Origin of the sequence: Methanobrevibacter sp. (assembly GCF_030539555.1) — an archaeon.
GTDB lineage: Archaea > Methanobacteriota > Methanobacteria > Methanobacteriales > Methanobacteriaceae > Methanocatella.
This window is the reverse complement of sequence record NZ_JAUNXX010000006.1, coordinates 56,121-75,373: the sequence shown is the minus strand read 5'-3', so window position 1 is coordinate 75,373 and position 19,253 is coordinate 56,121. Positions and strand designations below refer to the sequence as shown.

Below are 19,253 nucleotides of genomic sequence, written 5' to 3'. Positions count from 1 at the left end.
ATTAAAAATATTATAATTTTCTTATTACTTATTTTTTTTCAATTAATTTTAATAGCTATGCCATAAAAATATATCTTTAGGTGTAGATATGCATAATAGATTTAAAGCAATAATTATTTTAATTCTTTTTTTATCATTGATTGGGGTTGTTGGCGCCAGTGATGTTAATTCAACATATATGAATTCATCTGATTATAAGTTGGCTTTTAACGATGCCGAATATCTTGAACTGCAGCATGAGAAACTGTCTGATAATTCAACAAATTTGTTAAAATCAGATAATGACTCTGAAATCGTTAAATCCTCCCCTATAATTTCAATCAAATCATGCAATGTAAAAAGTAAGGATTCATTAAGCATATATTTAAAAGACAGTAGTGGAAATATGCTTAAATCAAAGAATCTGACGGTCAGCATCAACAAAAAGACAATGCATATTAAAACAAACTCCAGGGGTGTTGCCAATCTTAATATAAATTTGCCTGCAAAAGGCTATAAGCTCACCATTTCATTTGCCGGTGACGATAAATATAATTCCAAATCAAAAACGTTTAATATCAAGGTGTCAAGGATTTCCACAAGAATCAATCATTTCACTAACTTTGTTTTAAATAAGAATCATTATTATGTTTACCTTAATGACTTAAGCGGAAATGGCGTTTCTGGCAAAAAACTCACTTTGAAACTGAACGGAAAAACCTATTCAAGAATCACAAATAAGAACGGGCGTGCAGCCATTAAAATTTACAGTTCAAAGTATGCGGTTTATTCGATTTACTGTAAGTTCAAAGGGGATAAGTACTATGCAGGCACCGCCAAAAAGGTAAGTTTTTATGTTAATCAGCATACCTCATTGAGCATCATCAATTCCAAACTGCTTAAAAATGGATATTTGAGGATTACCCTAAAGGATTCTTCTGCATCAGTCTCCTTGAAGACAGTTAAGATTAAAATTGGCAATAAAATATTCTACAAAAAGACCAATTCGGATGGAATGGTTGTTTTCAAACCTAAGATGGATGCGAAAAAATATCTTGTGGTAGTTAGTTCAGGCAGATACTACGTTTCTAAAATAATGAACTGTTATGATTTGAACGTTAAAGATCCTCAAAGAGAGGTCATTCCTCTTAAAGGCGGACTTCCGGACATTGATGTGATGCCTGGAAACTATGTCTGGGCAGATGCCAGCGGGACTTATACGCTTACAAAAGCCCAGTATAGAGAAGTTTTAACAAGAGACAGTCACTGTTTGTATTTGCATAATAAACTGCCCAAATACACTTTCTTTAAAACAAAATCTCACCCGAATACATATTACATAGTTAAAAGGGAAAAATGGAATGTGATTGAAAAGGAGATTAACAGAATATTGGTTAGTGCAAATAAGCTAAATTATTGGCCAAGCTATGTCACTGTCTCGCTGAAAGGAAAATCCTATAAGTACTATGAAGTTAGGGACAGTCAGGATACCTCATTTACTTGCGGACCTACATCATGCAGCATGTGCAGTCAGGTATTGAAGAATTACCTGACGGAAAAATACATTGCAATTTACTCACATACGACCAGACAGGACGGCACTGCATGCAGGGACATGATTAAAACATTGAATCGGAATAATTTCAATTGCACATATTTTTATAGAAATACTTTTGACAATGCATTAAAGGAACTTGCTAAGGGTGGCTGCACATTGGTATTTCATACTAAAAATCATTATGTGTCCATTTTAGACATCAGCCCTAACGGCAAATATGTTCTGGTAAGCAATTCTTATGGAAGTTATTATAATATTCCTTCAAAATGGTTGTCTGTTGGTTATATGAAGACAAGGTTTTATAAAAACTATGATGACGGTTTAATTGTCAGACTGAATTATGACCTGTCCAAATATACGATAAATAAAATCAATTCATATTATTATAGCATGGCTCCTAATTGGTATTCTCACAATACTCGTGAAGTAGTTAGTTAAACGATTACTTATACTAATTAATATCTTCATTATTATTTTTTAAAATTTTTAGAATATTGATTTATTTTGTTTAATATATCTGTCTAATAATATAAGTTTATATATGTTGTAGGAGAATATAATAGTATATGGTAAAAGTAAGTATTTTAGGATCAACCGGCATAATCGGTAAAAATGTAGCATTTACCCTTGCAAGAGCGGATACGGTTGATGAAATTGTCATGTTTGCAAGACCTCAAAGTATCGATAAGGCGAAAGGTGAAACATTTGACATGTATGATGCATTAGCAGCAGAAGACATTGACTGTGTTCTGACACCTACTTCTGATTTTAATGATATCGCAGACTCCGCAATAGTATTAATTACAGCGGGAAATCCAAGAAAAGAAGGAATGAACAGGAGGGACTTGGCTGTTCCAAATGCAAAAATCGTAAGGGCATATGCAAGGCAGATTGCAATCCATGCTCCTGATTCAATTATTTTAATTGCAACAAACCCTGTTGATATAATGACTGCTGTGGCATTGGAATATTCAGGTTTCGACAGGAAAAAAGTCATTGGAATCGGAAGCCACCTGGACTCATTAAGATTAAAAACATATATCTCCAAATTTTTAAACATCAACAGTTCTGAAGTCCATACCAGGGTTATCGGCGAACATGGAGATCATATGCTTCCGCTTTTAAGTTCAACAACTATCGGAGGTATTCCATTGAAATATTTCCTTCGAGAAGTGGATATTGATGTAAAAAGACTTATCAACAGACTTAGGAATGCCGGAAATAATATTATAAGCAGAAAAGGAGCAACGGAGTATGGTCCGTCATATGCTATTTCAAATCTGATTTCCACTATGATTACTGACAGCCATAAAATTCTGACAGTCAGCACATATCTTGAAGGTGAAATAGAAGATGTTCATGATGTTTGTCTGGGAGTTCCGGCTGTCTTATCAAAAAACGGAATTGCAATGATCGTTCCTATTCATATGAGTGAATATGAAAAGGAAAGGTTTTATGAAGCTTCACGGGTTGTTAAGGAAACTACAAAAGAAGTGATGGATGCATTGAAAGAGGACTGAAAAGTAAAATCAGACTAAAAAATGAATTTTACTTTTGTCGATATCGTCCAGTGTATGAGGTTTAACTTCATCGTCAGGCACTCCCAAAGCGAGTATTCCAACGACCCTAAAGTAATCATCTATTCCAACAATTTCTTTTACGACTTCTTCTGAATCTTTACCGTCACCTGTTTTTCTTAAGTGTATTTGAACCCAGCAACTTCCAACATCAATGCTTGAAGCCATCAGATGCATATATATCAGGGCAATTGATGAGTCCTCAATCCATGTGTCTGAAATCATGGTATTTGCAACAACAACAATCGCCTTGCTGCAGCTTGCCAGCATTTCCGCACCTGTTTTTTTGGATTTGGATAGTCTTTCAAGGGTTTGCTTATTTTCGACCACCAGAAAGTTGCAGGGCTTTCTGTTTCTGCTGGTTGGTGCTAAAAGGCCAGCTTTCAATATGCTATCCAATTTGTCTTTTGTTATGTCTTCATCTTTGTATTTTCGAACGCTGCGTCTTTTAAGCATTATGTCGATAAGATTCAATTTAATCACCTATAATAATATTGGGATTTCTGCAATTAAAAGTATATTAACAATTTAAATACAAATATTTAAAAGCATTGACATTAATATATTCTTATATATTGCTTATTGGAGAATACGAAATGGTGGACGATACTTCAAAAATGGCAGAAATTAACAGATTGAAAGCTCCATTAAAATATGATGGACTGAAGGTTTATGATGCTAATGGAAATCAGGTCAATTGTATCGAAACATTATCCGGTTTAAAATTTATCGTAGAACCGAATTCCCACATATTGAATGATGAGGAAATATTGGAATATGCACCGAACTCTAAGGAAGCTTCAAAAATCAGATTAAAAAGAGGAGTTGGAAGTAATTCTGATGTAATGCTAATAAATGACTCACTTTACTGGATTTTGGGCCTGTACTATACAATTTTAATCTGCATTGCAATTCCAGTATTTTATACAGGAAACAGAATGGGAATGTTTCTGATTCTGATTCTGGCAATCCTGCCGCTGCTTTACCTGTATTACATTTTTAATCTAAAGCAATACAAGGATGCCAATGCAAAAAAACAAACCAACAAATCCAGGTTCAGCACTCCTGAAATCCAAAAAGACATGCCTAAAGAGGGTTTGAAATCCTTAAAAAAATACGCTGATGAAGTGGAGGATTTAAAAGTGATATTCGATTCAAAGGAGATAGCTGTAAGGGATCTGATAGAAAAATGTTTTGAACCTCCTCAGATAACCTATGACAGATTCATGACAACCATAGACAAATCACATGATTTGTTTTATCATGAGGCGGACAGTGCATTAAATATTACTCAATTGGCTGTTGAAGATACTCCAAGAGTCAAAAATGAACTTAATACTAAAATAAATACATTAAAATCAATCATTGACCATATTGAAGATTTAATCAATGAACTGGTTATCAATCTTAGTTCGGATGATAAATCCAGCGAGGATGTCAAGAACCTTGCAGATGATATGGAAAACTTAATAGATTCTGTAAAAGAATATAACTGAAGGGAGATTAAAATGACCAAGAAATGTCCAAAATGCGGAAAACAAATACCTGATGAATCCAATTTCTGTCTCAATTGCGGATGCCACATTTATAATAAAGACAGTGGAAATGACTCCAATTCAATATTTTCAAATGGCAAGATCTTTTTAGTTTTAATATTTGTCGTGCTGATTGTTGGAGGTATTTTGATATTTTCAATGGGCGGCAGTGATGACGGTCAGGCTGATGACGGATTAAGCAAGCTAGCAAAAGAGTTCTCATTCACGATAACTGATGTAAATGGAAACCATAATAGTGCAGACAACAGTTACTTCTACTGGGTGGAAGTCCTCTTTCAGAAAGTTCCGTCCAATCAAAAGGACTACATTGTCAAGGTAATCTATCTGGATGAAAATAATACTGAGGTAGGCCAGGAAATCCAAAGTTTGGCTGATGTTTATTATGAAGCGGATTATGGTCTTTCAGTAGGTTATCATACATCTTATAAGTATATAGATGTTGATTCTGTAAAAGTACAAATTATAAAAGAGAATGAAGTGATTAAGGAAACTTCTGCAAAAGTTGATAAAAATAAATTAAATTTCGAAAATCCTGATAAAAACAATACAAAGTAAGGTGATATAATGGCTGAATTTTCACTTGATGTAGATGAAATAAAAAAAGATGTCGAAACAACCTTTAAAGAGGAAGAAGAAAAATTGGAAAATTCAAATCTTAAGGATAAAGCTAATGAAAATGCAATTGCAATATTTGAAACCGATTTGAACAATCCGACCGCAAGAGAAAGTATTCTAAGACCATTGGAAAACTTCGGTATGGATGACATTTCAAAATCATCCCAAAGAAATGAAATGCTGGCTACAAGGTTTGTGGATTTAAGCAAAAGCGGCAAGGATGCTGACAATATAGGAGATAAGCTCTCTGAATTGGAAAGACAAATGAAAGATTTGGACCCAAGCAAAGTTGACTTTGCAAAAAAAGGTGTTCTGGGAAATATCATGAACCCTGTTCGCAAATACTTTGCCAAATATGAAAAGGCCGAAACCGCAATCTCAAACATTATTGAATCACTTGATAACAGCAGTAAAGTATTGCAAAATGATAATGTAACCCTTTTAAGTGAAGAAAACTACCTGAGGGAAGTGACCAACAAACTCATGGCTGATATTGAACTAGGTAAGCAAATGGATGAATCAATAGAAGCGCAAATCCAAAACGCTGAAATACAAGGAATCAGTCAGGATAAAATCGCATTTGTACGTGAAGAAATACTATTCCCATTAAGACAAAGGATAATGGACATGCAGCAGATGATTGTTGTTAACCAGCAAGGAATCGTATCACTCAATGTCATCAGAAGAAACAATAAGGAACTTATTCGTGGAGTAAACAGAGCTAAAAATGTAACAGTATCAGCTCTAAGAACTGGAGTTATGGTTGCAAGCGCATTGTATGACCAGAAAATCGTAATGGATAAAATCAACATACTCAACGAAACAACCGAAAACATCATTGAAGCAACATCACACATGCTTAAGGAACAAGGAAGCGAGATTCAAAAGCACAGTGCAGAGACCATGATTTCACCTGATGTTTTGAAAGCCTCATTTTCAGAAGCCATTTCAGCTATTGAAGATGTAAGTAACTACAAGCAACAAGCACTTCCTAAAATGAAAGAAACAATACTGATGTTTAGTGACATGGCAGATGAAGGCCAGAAAGTTGTCGAAAAATTAGAAACCAACAACAATGCACTTGAATAACTGATATTATGGATACTTTTGATAAAATTAAGAAATCTTGGTGGGTTCTCTTTCCATTTACAATAGCATTTCCGGGTTTTGGTTTTATTTACATTGGCGTCAAGTCATCAAACAAAAACTGGATGCTGGAAGGAATAACATATGAACTGCCATTTTTCTTATATGTCGTAGCTTCATCAGCATTCCCTTCAGGGGTTATGGCGAATTATTATCTTTGGATTATTGCCTTGGCAATGTTCATAGCTTTAATAAGATCCGTTATGGTGGCAATAAAGCTATTTGATGTATATGATTTGGATGAAACTCCTAAAATCACTACAGTCAACAGAACAAATGCATCATCATCTGATTCAGGCAACGGAACTTCAAGAGCATCCAATGCAGTTAATAAAGTTAAAAATAAGGATTCGAATTGGAAAGAATGCTGTTGCTGCGTAATAGCTATATTCATAATATTTGCAATAATATCCGTTCTCTGAGGTCATTTTCATGAAGCTAGTTGTTCAAAGAGTAAGCGATGCCAGTGTGGAAGTTGAAGGCGAAATTGTTGGAAAAATAAAAGAGGGACTGATGGTTTTAGTCGGTTTTGGAGTGGATGACACCACTAGGGAAGCCGATTATCTTGCAAAAAAACTGGTGAAATTGAGAATTTTTCCTGATGAAAATGGAAGAATGAACCGCTCTGTAATGGACATTGGCGGAAAATTGTTACTTGTTCCCCAGTTCACATTGTATGCATCAACAAAAAAGAACAGACCGTCATTTCACAAGGCACTGAATCCTGATATTGCCACAGAATTATTTGATTATTTTACAGACCAGTGCAAACAACACGTTGATGTTGAAACCGGTGAATTCGGAGCATTCATGAAAGTTAACTTATTGAATAACGGTCCCGTAACAATCCTTCTTGAAAAAGAATTTTAATATAGCTTTTTACCGCTATATTCATTTTCTTCAGTGTAAATTCTAATTAAAGTATCAACTGTATCATCATACATTAATCTGTAACCGATAGCACCGCCATCAGTGGATTCGACATTATTTATTGAAGTGTCACTGTTGGGTCCGCAGTTGTTGATTATATACCACATCCCGTGAGGAGTGTAAATGAATATTTCCCCTTCACCGTTTTCGGCTCCCTTTTTAAATGAATCCTGAGGGTCATAGATTTTAGTTGAATGAACAGCAAGCCGGGATAAGTCCTGTTTTGGATGTGTTCCTGTTTTTTTAAACAATGTATTCAGCCATTCGTATGCCTTGTCCTTCAGATTTGTTTTAGCAATAGGATCTTCAAATGCCTTTCTGATTTTTTCCTGCCTTTTTGCAAGGGTATTTTCAATTCCAAGAATTTCCTCAACTTTAGCAACATCCTTTTCAAGACACCTGTATCCTTCAGGCCTTCCGGTGACCTTGATGATGCCATCCACAAAATCCTTTCTTCTGAAATCTCTCATATAATCTTTCACTTTTTCGAATTCCTCATCAGGTATCCTTCGGTTCAATCCGTAAAGATAGCCGTATTCATTTGCATCATAGCATTTGGTTTCCATTTTTAACTCATCAGCCATTTGAATCAACTCTTACATTATATATTAATTTATTTAACATTAAAAAGATAATAGTTAATATGGGAATATTCAACAAAAAAGACAAAAAAGACAATCGCGAAGTTGGCTCCAACTTCAGCAAGGATGAGGCGGATGAGATTTTTGATGTTCTTGATAAAATAGATTCAAAGGAATCCAAAAAATTAAGCAAAAATATGGAAAACCAGATTAATCAATCCAAAGAAATTTCAGAAATTATAAATCAGGCCAAAAAAGCCACAGGAAGTGAAGCAATTGAATTGTATAAGAAGGTTTTGGTTATAATGCCTGAAAATGGTGAAGCATATTTGGGACTTGCTGAAATTTACCATAGTCAAAACGACACTGAAAATGAAATAAAGGTTTTAAAGGAAGCTATCCAAAAGATAGACGCCAACAATAAAATCAAAGGCGATTTGATTAAAAGGTTGAAAGATATTAATTAGATATCTTAACCTGCTAATTTTTCAAGATTCTCACCGGTAAGGTGGAATACGTTCCAGTCTTTCTGTTCCGCTCCAAGTGAGATGTAAAAGTCAATGCTTGGCTTGTTCCAGCTAAGGCAAGTCCATTCAAATCTTCCATATCCTCTTTCAACAACGATTTTCGCCAATTTTTTAAGCAATGCCTTTCCATAGCCCTTTCCACGATATTCCGGGTCAATGAAAAGGTCTTCCAGATGCAGATTTACATTTGAAATGTAAGTTGAAAAGCTCAGGAAGAACAGGGCAAAGCCCACCACTTTTTCATCTTCAAGTGCAAATATAACTTCTGCCTGTTTTTTATCAAAGATCCATTTTTTCAGTTCTTTTTCGGTTGCAACCACTTCATACAATCTTTTTTCATAATCGGCAAGTTTTCTAATGTATTCCAATATCAAACCCACATCATCTTCTGTTGCATTTTTAAAAGTTAACTTAGACATAAATTTATTTTTATGGGTTTTGCTAAATATATTATTATGTTTCGAGAAATGAGAAGGCGAAAACAGGAACTGTCTAAAGAAGAATGCATTGACATATTGGTAAATGAACCTCGGGGCGTCCTAGCGCTTCTTGGCGATGATGACTATCCCTATTCACTTCCCATGAGTCATGTTTACACTGACGGCAAGATATACTTTCACGGCGCAATGAAGGGACATAAAAACGATGCAATAAAAAGACATGACAAGGTATCATACTGTGTGATGGGCAAGGGAGTTAAAACGGACTGGTGGTACACATTCAAAAGCGTGATTGTGTTTGGAAGAATCAAAACCATAAGCGACAGGGATGAAAAAATAGATAAATTAACATGTCTCGGTGATAAGTTCTTCCCAACCCATGAGGATACTGTAAATGAAATAGACAGACTTCTGGATAAGACTGAAGTCTTTGAAATCACCATTGAGCATATGAGCGGAAAAATCGTTAAGGAAAAATAGGTGATTGACATTATCTGGAAGTTCAGGAAATTTGATGAATTGACCCTTGATGAGCTCTATGGTATTCTACAGTTGAGGGCTGAAGTTTTTGTTGTAGAACAGGACTGTCCCTATCAGGACCTTGACGGTAAAGATCAATCTGCTTATCATTTGTTTGCTGAAGATGATGGTGAAGTCATAGCTGTTTTGAGAATCCTTCCCGAGAATGTATCTTTTGATGATATGGCTATTGGACGGGTTATCGTGAAAAAATCCAATAGGGGCAAAGGTTTGTCCCGTGAAATGATGGGGAAGGCCATGGATTTCATATTCAATGATTTGGGTAAAAATAGAATCAGACTTTCAGGTCAGGCTTATCTGTGTGAGTTTTATGAAAGTCTAGGTTTCAAAAAGGTTTCAGAGTGTTATCTGGAAGATGGAATTGAACATTTTGAGTTTTTGGCTTTAAAGAATTAATGACAGTTGCATCCGAAAAAGAAACACCATAACTTCTGCAGAATCCCTTTTTCTTTCTTATCTTTTTTTGTATCTGCAGTGCAACATTTTGCTTTTTTTATCTCGTTTGCCATAATATCACATTCATTTTTTTTTATAATGAAATTAAATAGGTTAAAACCATATTTAATTTCTTGAGAGTAGTTATATGCCATATTAAATTGTTTTTCAAATTTAATAGCAATCGGAATTAGTAATGAAAATTTAGGTAAACCTAAATTTTATCACTATTATTAATAATGTTAAAACGAGTATATAAAGGTTGTCCTAAAAAAATTAAAAAATGATATGAACTTCAAAAAAAAAGTTCATATATATTTTAGCGGATTTCTTAACAACAAGCTTGGTGATGTAATTCAATTTGTAATTTTTGTTAACCGCTGTTATTACTACCTTGTGGGTTCCGACACTAAATTTGTCATTGCTATGATAAATACGCCGTGCTGCTTGTCGTCAGAATCATAACCCGTAACAAGTATTAATGTTATGTATTTGCTTCTAGTATAGAATTTAATGGATAACACAATATTGTCCATGTATTTGTTGGTGTTTTTAAGTTTTATATTACTGTAAACAGCTCAATGTAATTTATCGCAGCAGGATAACTTTTATAAACTAATGGGTCCTGTTTTATAACAGCATAGGAAGTGACGCTTTTTGTGGAATATTTGCTGTTGATGTTTGAAATGACAATCTTGTGTGTTTCCTTGTTTAGAGTTGAAGCCTTGTAAGTTGCTATTCCGTTGGGGTTTGTTTTTACCGCAACGATTTTATTAACTATATTATATTTTGATGTGATTGCATTTAAATTACTCAGAAATCATGATTTTCCGATGACATTTTTCACATAAAATAATAAGTTAAATGAATTAATTCAAAATGATGCAATATCTTTTTAATATTTTTACACTTCCTTATTATTCTTTTCATTGACTTAATTCAAGATATATATAGATTAACCAACAAATTAATTTTCATGATAGGAAATGACTGGGATTTTGCACTTGGCGATGAATTTGAAAAGGACTATTTTTTAAAAATCATGGATTTTATTGAAGAGGAATACAAAAGCAAAACAGTCTATCCTCCCCATGATGAAATTTTCAATGCATTCAAATTGACTCCCTTAAGCAATGTCAGGGTGGTGATATTGGGCCAGGACCCGTATCATGAAAAGGGACAGGCACATGGGCTTGCATTTTCAACCCCAGACGGCAGACCAATCCCAAGATCTCTAAAAAACATATTCAAGGAAATCAAAAGCGAATACGGATATCCGATTCCAGACTCAGGTTGCCTTGAAGGATGGGCCAGGCAGGGTGTGTTCTTGCTTAATACAGTCCTGACAGTTGAAGAGGCCAATGCCAACTCACACAGCAAATGCGGATGGCAGACATTTACAGATAACGTGATTAAGATTTTAAATGACAATGAAAAACCCATCGTATTTTTGCTTTGGGGAAAACAGGCTGAAAAGAAAAAGGAACTTATTACAAATCCAAATCATCTGGTTTTAATAACCTCCCATCCCTCACCTTTCTCGGCAAGGCGTGGCTTTCTTGGTTCAAACCATTTCAGACTAGCTAATGAATTTTTAAAGGAAAATAACTTAGACGAAATTGATTGGAAATTGTAATTGATGTTAATTTTATATATTCCCAAAATAAAACTTTACATGTGATGATATGAAATTCGGATTAATGAGCTATGATTACACCACAAACATAGGTAATGAGGTTCAAAGCATTGCCGCAAGAAGATTTTTACCTAAAATAGATTATTATATAGAGCATGAAAAATTGGAAAGATTTGATGAGGGCAGTGATGTCAAGATGATTATGAATGCATGGTATCTTGACTGTGATAAGGCATGGCCCCCATCCGAAAACATTGATCCATTGCTCATTTCAATGCACTTCACAACCAGAACCGATGCCCGAAGAGATGCTGTTCTAACCGATGAAAGCAAGGAATTTTTCCAAAAGCATGGTCCTGTAGGATGCAGGGACCATCATACTGTCAATTTCCTGAATGAAAATGGGATAGATGCATTCTACACAGGATGTCTGACATTGACGCTTGATTCAGGCGCTAAAAAGATTGACTCAGATGAGCATGAATATATAGTTCTAAGCGTCGACAATCCAAATGAAATTTTACCGTTCTTAAAGCAGAAAACAGACACTGAAATATATGTAATCTATCAGGACTTGATTCCTTCATTTAAAAAGGCATATCCCAAAACAATGCCCAAATCAATTTATACATTATCCTCATTCTATAATCATGAAGAGAAGTTTTTCATGGCTGAAAACCTTTTAAGGATATATGAAAACGCCAAATGCGTAATCACTGACAGAATGCACTGTGCACTTCCTTCACTGGCATTGAAAACACCTGTTTTAATGATTAACAATGATGTGATGAGGGAGCGCTTCGACGGAATAAGTGAGCTGCTGCATGAGGCGACATTTGAGGATTACAGTAAAAATTATTCAAAAATCTTTGACATCAACAACCCTCCCGAAAACCCAAAGGACTATCTTAAAATCAGAAAGGATCTGATAAAAAGATGCGAGAAGTTTACCGGTTGTGTCAATGATTCATGCTACACTGACATATCATACAAGGAGCTGTTGGATAAGAACTCTCTGATATTGTCCAGAAATGCATTTGAAACAAGAAAATACATTAAGGACATAGTTAAAAATTATAGAAAGGACCTTTTTGATTTAAAAAACACAAAAAGAAAATATGACAATCAAAAGGAAGCTGTTGAGAGATTAAATAAGAAAGTGAAAGATCAGCAAAATGCAATTGATGAGTTGAACCGTAAAATTGCAGATCATGAAAAAACCATTAAGCAAATGGAATCATCAAACAGCTGGAAAATCACAAAGCCAATCAGAAAATTAAAAAATCGCAAATAACTTAAGGGGAAAACAATGGCTAAAATCACAATTATTATTCCTATTAAAGGCAATGAAGCTGATTTGGAGAAGACCTTTGACTCAATTTTAAACCAGACATTGGGCTTTGAAAATATTGAAATAATCTTCATTGACAACAATTCCCAAAACAAGATTGTCCGCAAATGGATGCATGATTACGACAATGTCAAGGTTATTCCAGCATGTGAAACTGATTGCAGCATGTCCAAATACTATAATTTTTGCATAGAGGATTCCAAAGCGGATTTCATAATGTTTTTAAATCCCAAAAACACTCTGTTGAAAAACTCCTGTTCAATTTTATATAATAATATTCTGGATTGCGATTTTGTCTTAGCCAACTTCAACAATGTAGCTGATGGTGAAATAATTAAAAATAATTGGGATTTTTTAACATTCAAGGATAATGTGATTGAAATTGATAATCCTTCGGACTGTCAGAACATATTCAAAATATTGGATTCTCTTGAAAACAAAATATTCAGAAAAGACGTTCTAATAGAAAATGACATCAGATTCCTGAATATGCAAAATCATGATACAATCTTTCTCAACCAGTGCATCTTAAGCTCAGATAGGATAAGAGTCATTGACACTCCAATATCTGATATGGCGGATTTTGGCGAAAGTCCTGTTTTGGGTGATAAGAAATCATTTTCAATGCACATCAATTATCTCAAAAAGCTATATTCATTATTAATTGGAACTCCATTCGTTCATCATTCTTTGATTCCGTTAAACGGGTGGTCAAGACAGCTTCTTGCATCCGATTTAAGCATATTGGACAAAATCGATTTGATTGGATTTGCCAAGTTTCTTTTTGATGAACTGTATAAAAGAAAAGTTCATTGCGACAGTGACTTAAAAGACTTTTTAAATCTGATTCATTCCAATGACATTCTAAAAGCGGCAATCTATTCAAAAGATTATTCTTCCAATATCTCCAGTTCAGATATTAAAAACAGGACAATATTCACATTGTCCAGAGGATTGAATGAAGAGATGCATGGTCTTCTTAAAGCGTCCTTTGACAAAGCGAATCTTTTTTATGAGCACGGATACAATGTAGTCACCCTTAACATCACTCCACTGAAGAACTTTAAATATATATTGGAAAACCACTATAACCTGGGAAATCTGAACCGGAATATTCCTTCAATCAATATATATGACTATTATTCACAAAAGAATACTTTGGATTTTGACATTGATTCTGAAATAGAGTATGATGAAAGATATGTTTGCATATCAAAAGAAAACTCCGATGATTCAAGCATAATTAAATATTATGATTGCAAAACGTTAAAGGAATGCGTTAAAAGAAATCTGGTTAAGGAGGAACTCTACATTTCCGGCTACAGGGCTTTGAAGAAAGTTTATAGCAAGGGAAAATTCAAATGCGAATATTACTACACTCCCGATCAATTCAATTATTTATACATTAACAAGGAAAACAAGAAAGTCACGCTTTTTGATAGGTTCTGCGATAATTACATTACATTTAATCAATTGGAAGAATTTGAGGATTATTTCGTTAATGAAATCTGTCTTAATGAATCTGAAAAGCCTATACTCATAAGCGACTGTTCCAATGTCAGTCCGAGCATCAAGAACATCAGTTTTGATGTTGCCTATAAGATTGGTGTTTCCCATAACAATCCGTATAATGAACCGTACTGCTATGGAAGCACCAGATGGTATCTGGCATCGCTTGAAGAATTTGAAGATGAGGACGCTTCAGTGATTCTAACGGAATCCGCCAGGAATGACTTTTTAAAGGAGTTCGGTGCAGATAATTTTGTTGTTATTCCAAACTTCATAAGCGACAGGGATGTTGAAAGGTCAGACAGGAATTTTGGAAAGGAGAATAATGTGATATCAATCTTTGCAACAATAGCTCCCCGCAAAAACATTTCCCACTTGGTGGAAGCATTTGCAGATGTTGTTAAAAAACATGAAAATGCAATTTTAAGGATATATGGTCGGGTATTGCATCCGACTGAAATAAAAGAAAAAGAGAAATTGCAGAATTTGGCAGAAGAGCTTGGAATAACCGATTCCATAAAATTTATGGGGCATGTTGATAACGTTTATGAGGAGATGAACAAATCAGCGGCAACAGTATTGTCATCAAATATTGAGGGATTGCCTATTGTCATTCTCGAATCAATGATTAACCGTACGCCGGTTGTAAGCTATGACATTAATTACGGTCCGCGCGATGTAATCGTCAACGGCGTTAACGGTTATGTTGTTGAGCAGTTCAACATTGCTGAATTGTCCAAAGCACTAATAAAGATTTTAGATGATCCGCAAAAAGCCCAAAAGATGGGCGATCATGCAAGACAGCATGTAATCGATAATTTCTCAGCTGATGTTGTATTCAACAAATGGGAAAGTTTATTTAAAGACATTTACTTAAAGGACATGGATAGAGATTCTAGAATTGATTTGTATAGATGATGGTGGTTTTTAATGAGCGTAATGAACAAGTTATTAAATAAGAGCAACAGCTACAAGTACTATAAGTCTGAATATGAAAAGCTATCTAAAAAGGAAAAAAAGTATAAAAAGGAAATATCCGATTTGAAAAAGGAACTTAAAAAGACTCAAAAGGATTTGGATAAGGCTAATAAAAAATATGATAAAAACAAGGATGATTTTTACTTTTTAAAGCAGGAACTTATTGCTAAGGACAATAAGATAGTATATCTTCAAAATCAGCTTTACGAATAATCCCTTCAGGTTATTCCAGATTAAGATTGTTCATTATCTCATCTAAATCAATGTCTGCATCCGTCTGATGGCAGTATCTTTCCAGTATTCCTAGTTTTACATGAATATTTTCTGATTTTCTTTTCAATAATGAACGGGATTTCCAGAGAATCTGTTTGCTTTGAATAAAAACTTCAAAAATGACTCGTTTAGGAGTTATTATTGTACTCTAAAAAAATTTCAAGCCTGTGCATAATTGTATTTGAAATCATTAGGCAATTCTTTGTATCTGTCAAATGATTTAATTGTACTGTAAGAAGCCATTCAACTTATTAAAATTATTTTATAACTCTTTTAAATATGAAAAACATGAATTTTGCAAAAATCTTTTTTATTATATTCAGCTTCACTTTCGGTGAAAAGTCATGGTTGACTAATCCTGTAGCAAACCAGAACTCTTTATCTGCCTTAATTGGGATTTCCATTAATGCCATTGCCCTCCAGACATTATAAAACAGGACATCACCGAACTTTGGACTGTGAAGTTTATTTGATTTGACATCCCGGTTAAACTCTTTAGCCTTCTTGTCAATGTCTTTTGTCTCGAGGTGTTCTTTTCCGCCGCATGCAATATGTATCTTGTAAACTTTATTTACTCCCCAGTGCCTTAATGTCTCATCGATGTAATTGGCTACTTTCTTTTGGCCTGCTCCTGCGGTTGATACCACAACCATTGCCTTTTTATCAAAAAACTCAGGTCTGTGGTGGATATATGCAGTATGGTCAAAAAAGTTCTTAAGGAGTGCTGTCACGTTCATTGCATACACCGGTGAAGTGACAATGAGACCGTCACACCACCTGATTTTTTCCAATATTGGATTGATTGTATCAAAATGAGGGCATTTGCTTTCACCTTCTTCAATGCACTTGTAACATCCATTGCACATTGGTATTTTCTGTTTGATTAGATGTATCTCTTCAAATTCTCCATCTAAACTCTTTTTAATTTGTTTAACAATTTTCCATGTGTTCTTCTTTCTTGGAGATCCGTTAATAATTAAATATTTCATCATATCACATCTGCAATTGTCCTTCAATAACTCTTTTTTGTTTGTATTCGAATTTTTCATCAAATTCATCCACTTCTCTTTCATCTACATTGAACACTTCAGGATTTGTGAATGTTCCTTCATACAGCTCCATGTCATGATTGAATATTTTGATCATGAAAAAAGGGCATTCTTCGCTTTTGTCTGTTCCGTCGAGATGGATTTTATATTTGGATGCACTTTCAAATCCGAATCTTTGATAGTAGTTCTCATCGCCTATGACGAAAACGAATGGAATGTCTTTATTGTCAATTAGATTTAATGTGAATTCTATTAATTTTGTTCCATAACCCATGTTTTGATAGTCCTTGTCAATTGCAATCGGACCTAAAACGACTACATCCATTGATTTTCCGTTTTCAAAATCTAGTTTGCCTTTGGAATAATTGATGTGTGCAATAATTTTGCCATTGCATTCAATGACATATGCCAAATCCTGGATGAAACTTTCATCCTCCCTTAATCTGTGCACGATGTAGTGTTCAAAGGCACCTGGTCGATATATGTTCCAAAAGGAATTTCTAACCATATTTTCAACTTCCAAATAATCTTCTGGCTTTTCTAATCGAATATTCATCTGACTCACACTTAAATAATAATCTTGTAGCTTTTGGTTCTTTTGTCTCTTTGTTTAGAGTCCATATTCACCAAATCATAAACCAAAGGATTTGATATCAGCATCATCCAAGTTTCATATGTGACTTTTATGAAATCCTCATTAAGTTTGATATGGTCTCTTATGATGGGACATACATAGGGAAATTCGGTTTCATCCAAAAGAAGGTGAAATTCACCATTTTTGGAGATGTGTGGAACCAATGGGAATGTCCTGCACTGAATCGGTCTGATTGACCTGTCGCATTCTGGAGGATTTGTGCACTTCACAAGATAAATGTTATCCTTCCAGGAGTGGGGATATCTGATTTCGCTTGAATCCATATAGTAAAGCTCAAAATCCGGACTGTCCTCATACATCAGCTCTTCACCCGGCAGGAGATATAAAACAAGTTCTTCTGTGTGTGTTTTGTCCTTGTCGTAAACGCAGCACACCTCACCGCACAACTTTCCGCAGTCAAAATCAACAGGTGAAACTTCATCAAGTCTCCGGTAAATTCTTTCAATCGATTTTTTCATTTCCTCTGCTGTGATTTCCATTAAATTAATTTTGAATTTCAAAGATAATATATTTAATTGATTAGAAACAATGTAGTAGTGATGAATCTGCCGATAAACATTATCATAGGTAATGGAATTTCATTGATTGCCGGAATTTTTCTTTTGATAAGCTGTATTGTCAATGATGAAAAGGAAGCATACAAATACCAGTTTCTGGAAAGCTTCATATTAACGATTTCTTCCGTTTTCTTTTTGTCCTGGACAGGGGTGACAACCATGGGAATTGCAGCTACAAGAAACATGATGGTCTACAAGGACAAATTGACGTTTACATGGACAGTGCTGTTTACAGTCTTTGCAATGGTTTTCGGTTTGATGGTAAATACCATGGGAATAATTGGTCTTTTACCTATTGTCGGTATTGTTCAGCTTACAATCTGTAACTATTATCTAAAATCAATCAAGGCAATAAAAACAAGCTTCATTGTAAATATTACGATTTATATAGTATATTTCTTTGCGATATATGATTTTGCTTCATTGATAATTCAAATAATAACTGCTTCAATAGGTTTAATCTCTCTGATTAAACTAATCCATGACGAAAAAGCTAATCTTAAATATGATTAATTTGAATATTATTAATTAGGAGGAAAGTACATGATAAAAAAGATTGCAGTTTGTTTAATCTTGAGTCTGTTTTTGGTAGGTTGTGTCTGTGCGGCTAATGCAGTCTATTTCACCCTTCCTGATGATTTTGACGATGTCGGCAATGGAGTTTACATAAAATACGATTCCAGCAAAAAACCTGAACAGACCTTTGCAATAATTAATTATACTCAATATGATGCAGAAGACTATCTTAAAAACGATACAGAATATGGATATTCAGTATATAACGGTACTAATGAGACATTCAATTTTGTTGATGAAAAACTCAGTGAAAAAGGCTCTATTGAAATAATAGAAGTTGACGGTCAAAAATACATCGTAGAATCATGGAATGCCATAGAGGGCAATAATCATGATTTCACCACAACATTCCAGAATCTGATGGAATTCAACAAACTGAATAATGTTAAACAAGTCAATGCAACTGAAGTATTGAATAATCTGACAACCAATGAAACAGATAATACTTAGTTAGGGACAGATTATTGTCCTTAAACTTCTTTTTTGAAATATCAAAAAATGAAATGGTGATGGATTTTTTTTAGTTATTTGTCGGCTAATGTCCAATAACATCTTTTTGGAGAAACGATTGTTTCATCTTTTTTCAATTCTTTCATTATTTTGTCGACTTCTTTTTTCTCAACGCCTGAAAGTTCACTTACTTTCTTGGCGTTCAGTGGATCTTCTGAGTTTCTGAATGCTTCAATTACTTTTTCTTTGTCATCCATGATATCACCTTGATAATGGTATGTTTCAAATAATATTTAATTTTATATATGTTTCAAACCAAAATATTAATTAAATAA

At 34.3% G+C, this 19,253-nt stretch carries 24 protein-coding genes; 16 read left to right on the top strand and 8 right to left on the bottom strand.

All coding sequences use genetic code 11. The features are described from left to right. Nucleotides 1-88: 88 nt before the first annotated feature. Both Q4Q55_RS02820 and Q4Q55_RS02815 read left to right on the top strand, forming a co-directional pair. Nucleotides 89-1,975 carry a hypothetical protein gene (locus Q4Q55_RS02820; protein ID WP_303371303.1) on the top strand — a complete coding sequence of 629 codons (1,887 nt, stop codon included), beginning with the start codon at nucleotides 89-91 and terminating at the stop codon, nucleotides 1,973-1,975. A gap of 128 nt (nucleotides 1,976-2,103) precedes the next feature. Then, entirely contained in the window at nucleotides 2,104-3,057 is a 954-nt protein-coding gene (locus tag Q4Q55_RS02815) for a malate dehydrogenase (protein ID WP_303371302.1), read from the top strand. Between the two features lie 9 nt (nucleotides 3,058-3,066). Here the strand turns inward: Q4Q55_RS02815 and Q4Q55_RS02810 are convergent, their stop codons facing one another. After that, nucleotides 3,067-3,588 (bottom strand): nitroreductase family protein, encoded by a 522-nt coding sequence (locus Q4Q55_RS02810; protein ID WP_303371301.1) that lies wholly within the window; start codon nucleotides 3,586-3,588, stop codon nucleotides 3,067-3,069. A 122-nt stretch (nucleotides 3,589-3,710) separates the two neighbouring features. Here Q4Q55_RS02810 and Q4Q55_RS02805 point away from each other — a divergent pair, with 122 nt between their 5' ends. The 5 genes from Q4Q55_RS02805 to dtd are packed head-to-tail and all read left to right on the top strand — an operon-like array spanning nucleotide 3,711 to nucleotide 7,301. Further along, nucleotides 3,711-4,610 (top strand): hypothetical protein, encoded by a 900-nt coding sequence (locus Q4Q55_RS02805; RefSeq protein WP_303371300.1) that lies wholly within the window; start codon nucleotides 3,711-3,713, stop codon nucleotides 4,608-4,610. Nucleotides 4,611-4,622: 12 nt separating this feature from the next. Then, nucleotides 4,623-5,225, top strand: a complete 603-nt coding sequence (locus tag Q4Q55_RS02800; protein WP_303371299.1) for a zinc ribbon domain-containing protein — start codon at nucleotides 4,623-4,625, stop codon at nucleotides 5,223-5,225. 9 nt (nucleotides 5,226-5,234) lie between these two features. Continuing rightward, on the top strand, nucleotides 5,235-6,374 hold the full coding sequence (locus Q4Q55_RS02795; RefSeq protein ID WP_303371298.1) for a toxic anion resistance protein: 1,140 nt from the start codon (nucleotides 5,235-5,237) through the stop codon (nucleotides 6,372-6,374). 8 nt (nucleotides 6,375-6,382) lie between these two features. Continuing rightward, nucleotides 6,383-6,853: a hypothetical protein gene (locus tag Q4Q55_RS02790; protein WP_303371297.1), complete on the top strand. Its 471-nt coding sequence runs from the start codon at nucleotides 6,383-6,385 to the stop codon at nucleotides 6,851-6,853. 10 nt (nucleotides 6,854-6,863) lie between these two features. Beyond that, nucleotides 6,864-7,301, top strand: coding sequence for a D-aminoacyl-tRNA deacylase (dtd, locus tag Q4Q55_RS02785; protein ID WP_303371296.1), 438 nt, complete (start codon nucleotides 6,864-6,866; stop codon nucleotides 7,299-7,301). Here the strand turns inward: dtd and Q4Q55_RS02780 are convergent. Further along, a complete protein-coding gene (locus Q4Q55_RS02780) occupies nucleotides 7,298-7,945 on the bottom strand; it encodes a hypothetical protein (RefSeq protein ID WP_303371295.1) in 648 nt (215 codons plus the stop codon). The two genes, dtd and Q4Q55_RS02780, sit on opposite strands and share 4 nt — an antisense overlap. 59 nt (nucleotides 7,946-8,004) lie before the next feature. Here Q4Q55_RS02780 and Q4Q55_RS02775 point away from each other — a divergent pair, with 59 nt between their 5' ends. After that, nucleotides 8,005-8,409 carry a tetratricopeptide repeat protein gene (locus Q4Q55_RS02775; RefSeq protein ID WP_303371294.1) on the top strand — a complete coding sequence of 135 codons (405 nt, stop codon included), beginning with the start codon at nucleotides 8,005-8,007 and terminating at the stop codon, nucleotides 8,407-8,409. A 5-nt stretch (nucleotides 8,410-8,414) separates the two neighbouring features. Here the strand turns inward: Q4Q55_RS02775 and Q4Q55_RS02770 are convergent, their stop codons facing one another. Continuing rightward, nucleotides 8,415-8,888: a GNAT family N-acetyltransferase gene (locus Q4Q55_RS02770; RefSeq protein WP_303371293.1), complete on the bottom strand. Its 474-nt coding sequence runs from the start codon at nucleotides 8,886-8,888 to the stop codon at nucleotides 8,415-8,417. 36 nt (nucleotides 8,889-8,924) lie between these two features. Here Q4Q55_RS02770 and Q4Q55_RS02765 point away from each other — a divergent pair, with 36 nt between their 5' ends. Then, nucleotides 8,925-9,389: a pyridoxamine 5'-phosphate oxidase family protein gene (locus Q4Q55_RS02765; RefSeq protein ID WP_303371292.1), complete on the top strand. Its 465-nt coding sequence runs from the start codon at nucleotides 8,925-8,927 to the stop codon at nucleotides 9,387-9,389. Beyond that, nucleotides 9,390-9,845 carry a GNAT family N-acetyltransferase gene (locus Q4Q55_RS02760; protein ID WP_303371291.1) on the top strand — a complete coding sequence of 152 codons (456 nt, stop codon included), beginning with the start codon at nucleotides 9,390-9,392 and terminating at the stop codon, nucleotides 9,843-9,845. 428 nt (nucleotides 9,846-10,273) lie between these two features. Here the strand turns inward: Q4Q55_RS02760 and Q4Q55_RS02755 are convergent, their stop codons facing one another. After that, a complete protein-coding gene (locus Q4Q55_RS02755; RefSeq protein WP_303371290.1) occupies nucleotides 10,274-10,420 on the bottom strand; it encodes a hypothetical protein in 147 nt (48 codons plus the stop codon). Between the two features lie 440 nt (nucleotides 10,421-10,860). Here Q4Q55_RS02755 and ung point away from each other — a divergent pair, with 440 nt between their 5' ends. The 4 genes from ung to Q4Q55_RS02735 are packed head-to-tail and all read left to right on the top strand — an operon-like array spanning nucleotide 10,861 to nucleotide 15,571. Beyond that, nucleotides 10,861-11,520, top strand: coding sequence for a uracil-DNA glycosylase (gene ung / locus Q4Q55_RS02750; protein WP_303371289.1), 660 nt, complete (start codon nucleotides 10,861-10,863; stop codon nucleotides 11,518-11,520). Between the two features lie 49 nt (nucleotides 11,521-11,569). Then, complete coding sequence (locus tag Q4Q55_RS02745) at nucleotides 11,570-12,814, top strand: polysaccharide pyruvyl transferase family protein (RefSeq protein WP_303371288.1); 1,245 nt, start codon at nucleotides 11,570-11,572, stop codon at nucleotides 12,812-12,814. 15 nt (nucleotides 12,815-12,829) lie between these two features. After that, on the top strand, nucleotides 12,830-15,298 hold the full coding sequence (locus Q4Q55_RS02740) for a glycosyltransferase (protein WP_303371287.1): 2,469 nt from the start codon (nucleotides 12,830-12,832) through the stop codon (nucleotides 15,296-15,298). A gap of 12 nt (nucleotides 15,299-15,310) precedes the next feature. Beyond that, the gene (locus Q4Q55_RS02735; protein ID WP_303371286.1) at nucleotides 15,311-15,571 is read left to right on the top strand and encodes a hypothetical protein; all 261 of its coding nucleotides are present in this window, start codon (nucleotides 15,311-15,313) and stop codon (nucleotides 15,569-15,571) included. A gap of 317 nt (nucleotides 15,572-15,888) precedes the next feature. On the opposite strand, the gene Q4Q55_RS02730 is transcribed toward Q4Q55_RS02735, so the two are convergent. Genes Q4Q55_RS02730 through Q4Q55_RS02720 form a run of 3 tightly spaced genes read right to left on the bottom strand, consistent with a single transcriptional unit; the run spans nucleotide 15,889 to nucleotide 17,814 of the window. Then, nucleotides 15,889-16,680 (bottom strand): flavodoxin family protein, encoded by a 792-nt coding sequence (locus tag Q4Q55_RS02730; RefSeq protein WP_303371285.1) that lies wholly within the window; start codon nucleotides 16,678-16,680, stop codon nucleotides 15,889-15,891. After that, on the bottom strand, nucleotides 16,625-17,236 hold the full coding sequence (locus tag Q4Q55_RS02725; RefSeq protein WP_303371284.1) for a GNAT family N-acetyltransferase: 612 nt from the start codon (nucleotides 17,234-17,236) through the stop codon (nucleotides 16,625-16,627). The genes Q4Q55_RS02730 and Q4Q55_RS02725 overlap by 56 nt, the downstream gene beginning before the upstream one ends. A gap of 11 nt (nucleotides 17,237-17,247) precedes the next feature. Next, a complete protein-coding gene (locus Q4Q55_RS02720; RefSeq protein ID WP_303371283.1) occupies nucleotides 17,248-17,814 on the bottom strand; it encodes a hypothetical protein in 567 nt (188 codons plus the stop codon). A 36-nt stretch (nucleotides 17,815-17,850) separates the two neighbouring features. Here Q4Q55_RS02720 and Q4Q55_RS02715 point away from each other — a divergent pair, with 36 nt between their 5' ends. Together Q4Q55_RS02715 and Q4Q55_RS02710 are read left to right on the top strand one after the other, a co-directional pair. Beyond that, nucleotides 17,851-18,405, top strand: a complete 555-nt coding sequence (locus Q4Q55_RS02715; protein WP_303371282.1) for a YgjV family protein — start codon at nucleotides 17,851-17,853, stop codon at nucleotides 18,403-18,405. 30 nt (nucleotides 18,406-18,435) lie between these two features. After that, on the top strand, nucleotides 18,436-18,918 hold the full coding sequence (locus Q4Q55_RS02710) for a hypothetical protein (RefSeq protein WP_303371281.1): 483 nt from the start codon (nucleotides 18,436-18,438) through the stop codon (nucleotides 18,916-18,918). A gap of 74 nt (nucleotides 18,919-18,992) precedes the next feature. On the opposite strand, the gene Q4Q55_RS02705 is transcribed toward Q4Q55_RS02710, so the two are convergent. After that, the gene (locus Q4Q55_RS02705; RefSeq protein ID WP_296881231.1) at nucleotides 18,993-19,175 is read right to left on the bottom strand and encodes a MarR family transcriptional regulator; all 183 of its coding nucleotides are present in this window, start codon (nucleotides 19,173-19,175) and stop codon (nucleotides 18,993-18,995) included. Between the last annotated feature and the right edge of the window lie 78 nt (nucleotides 19,176-19,253).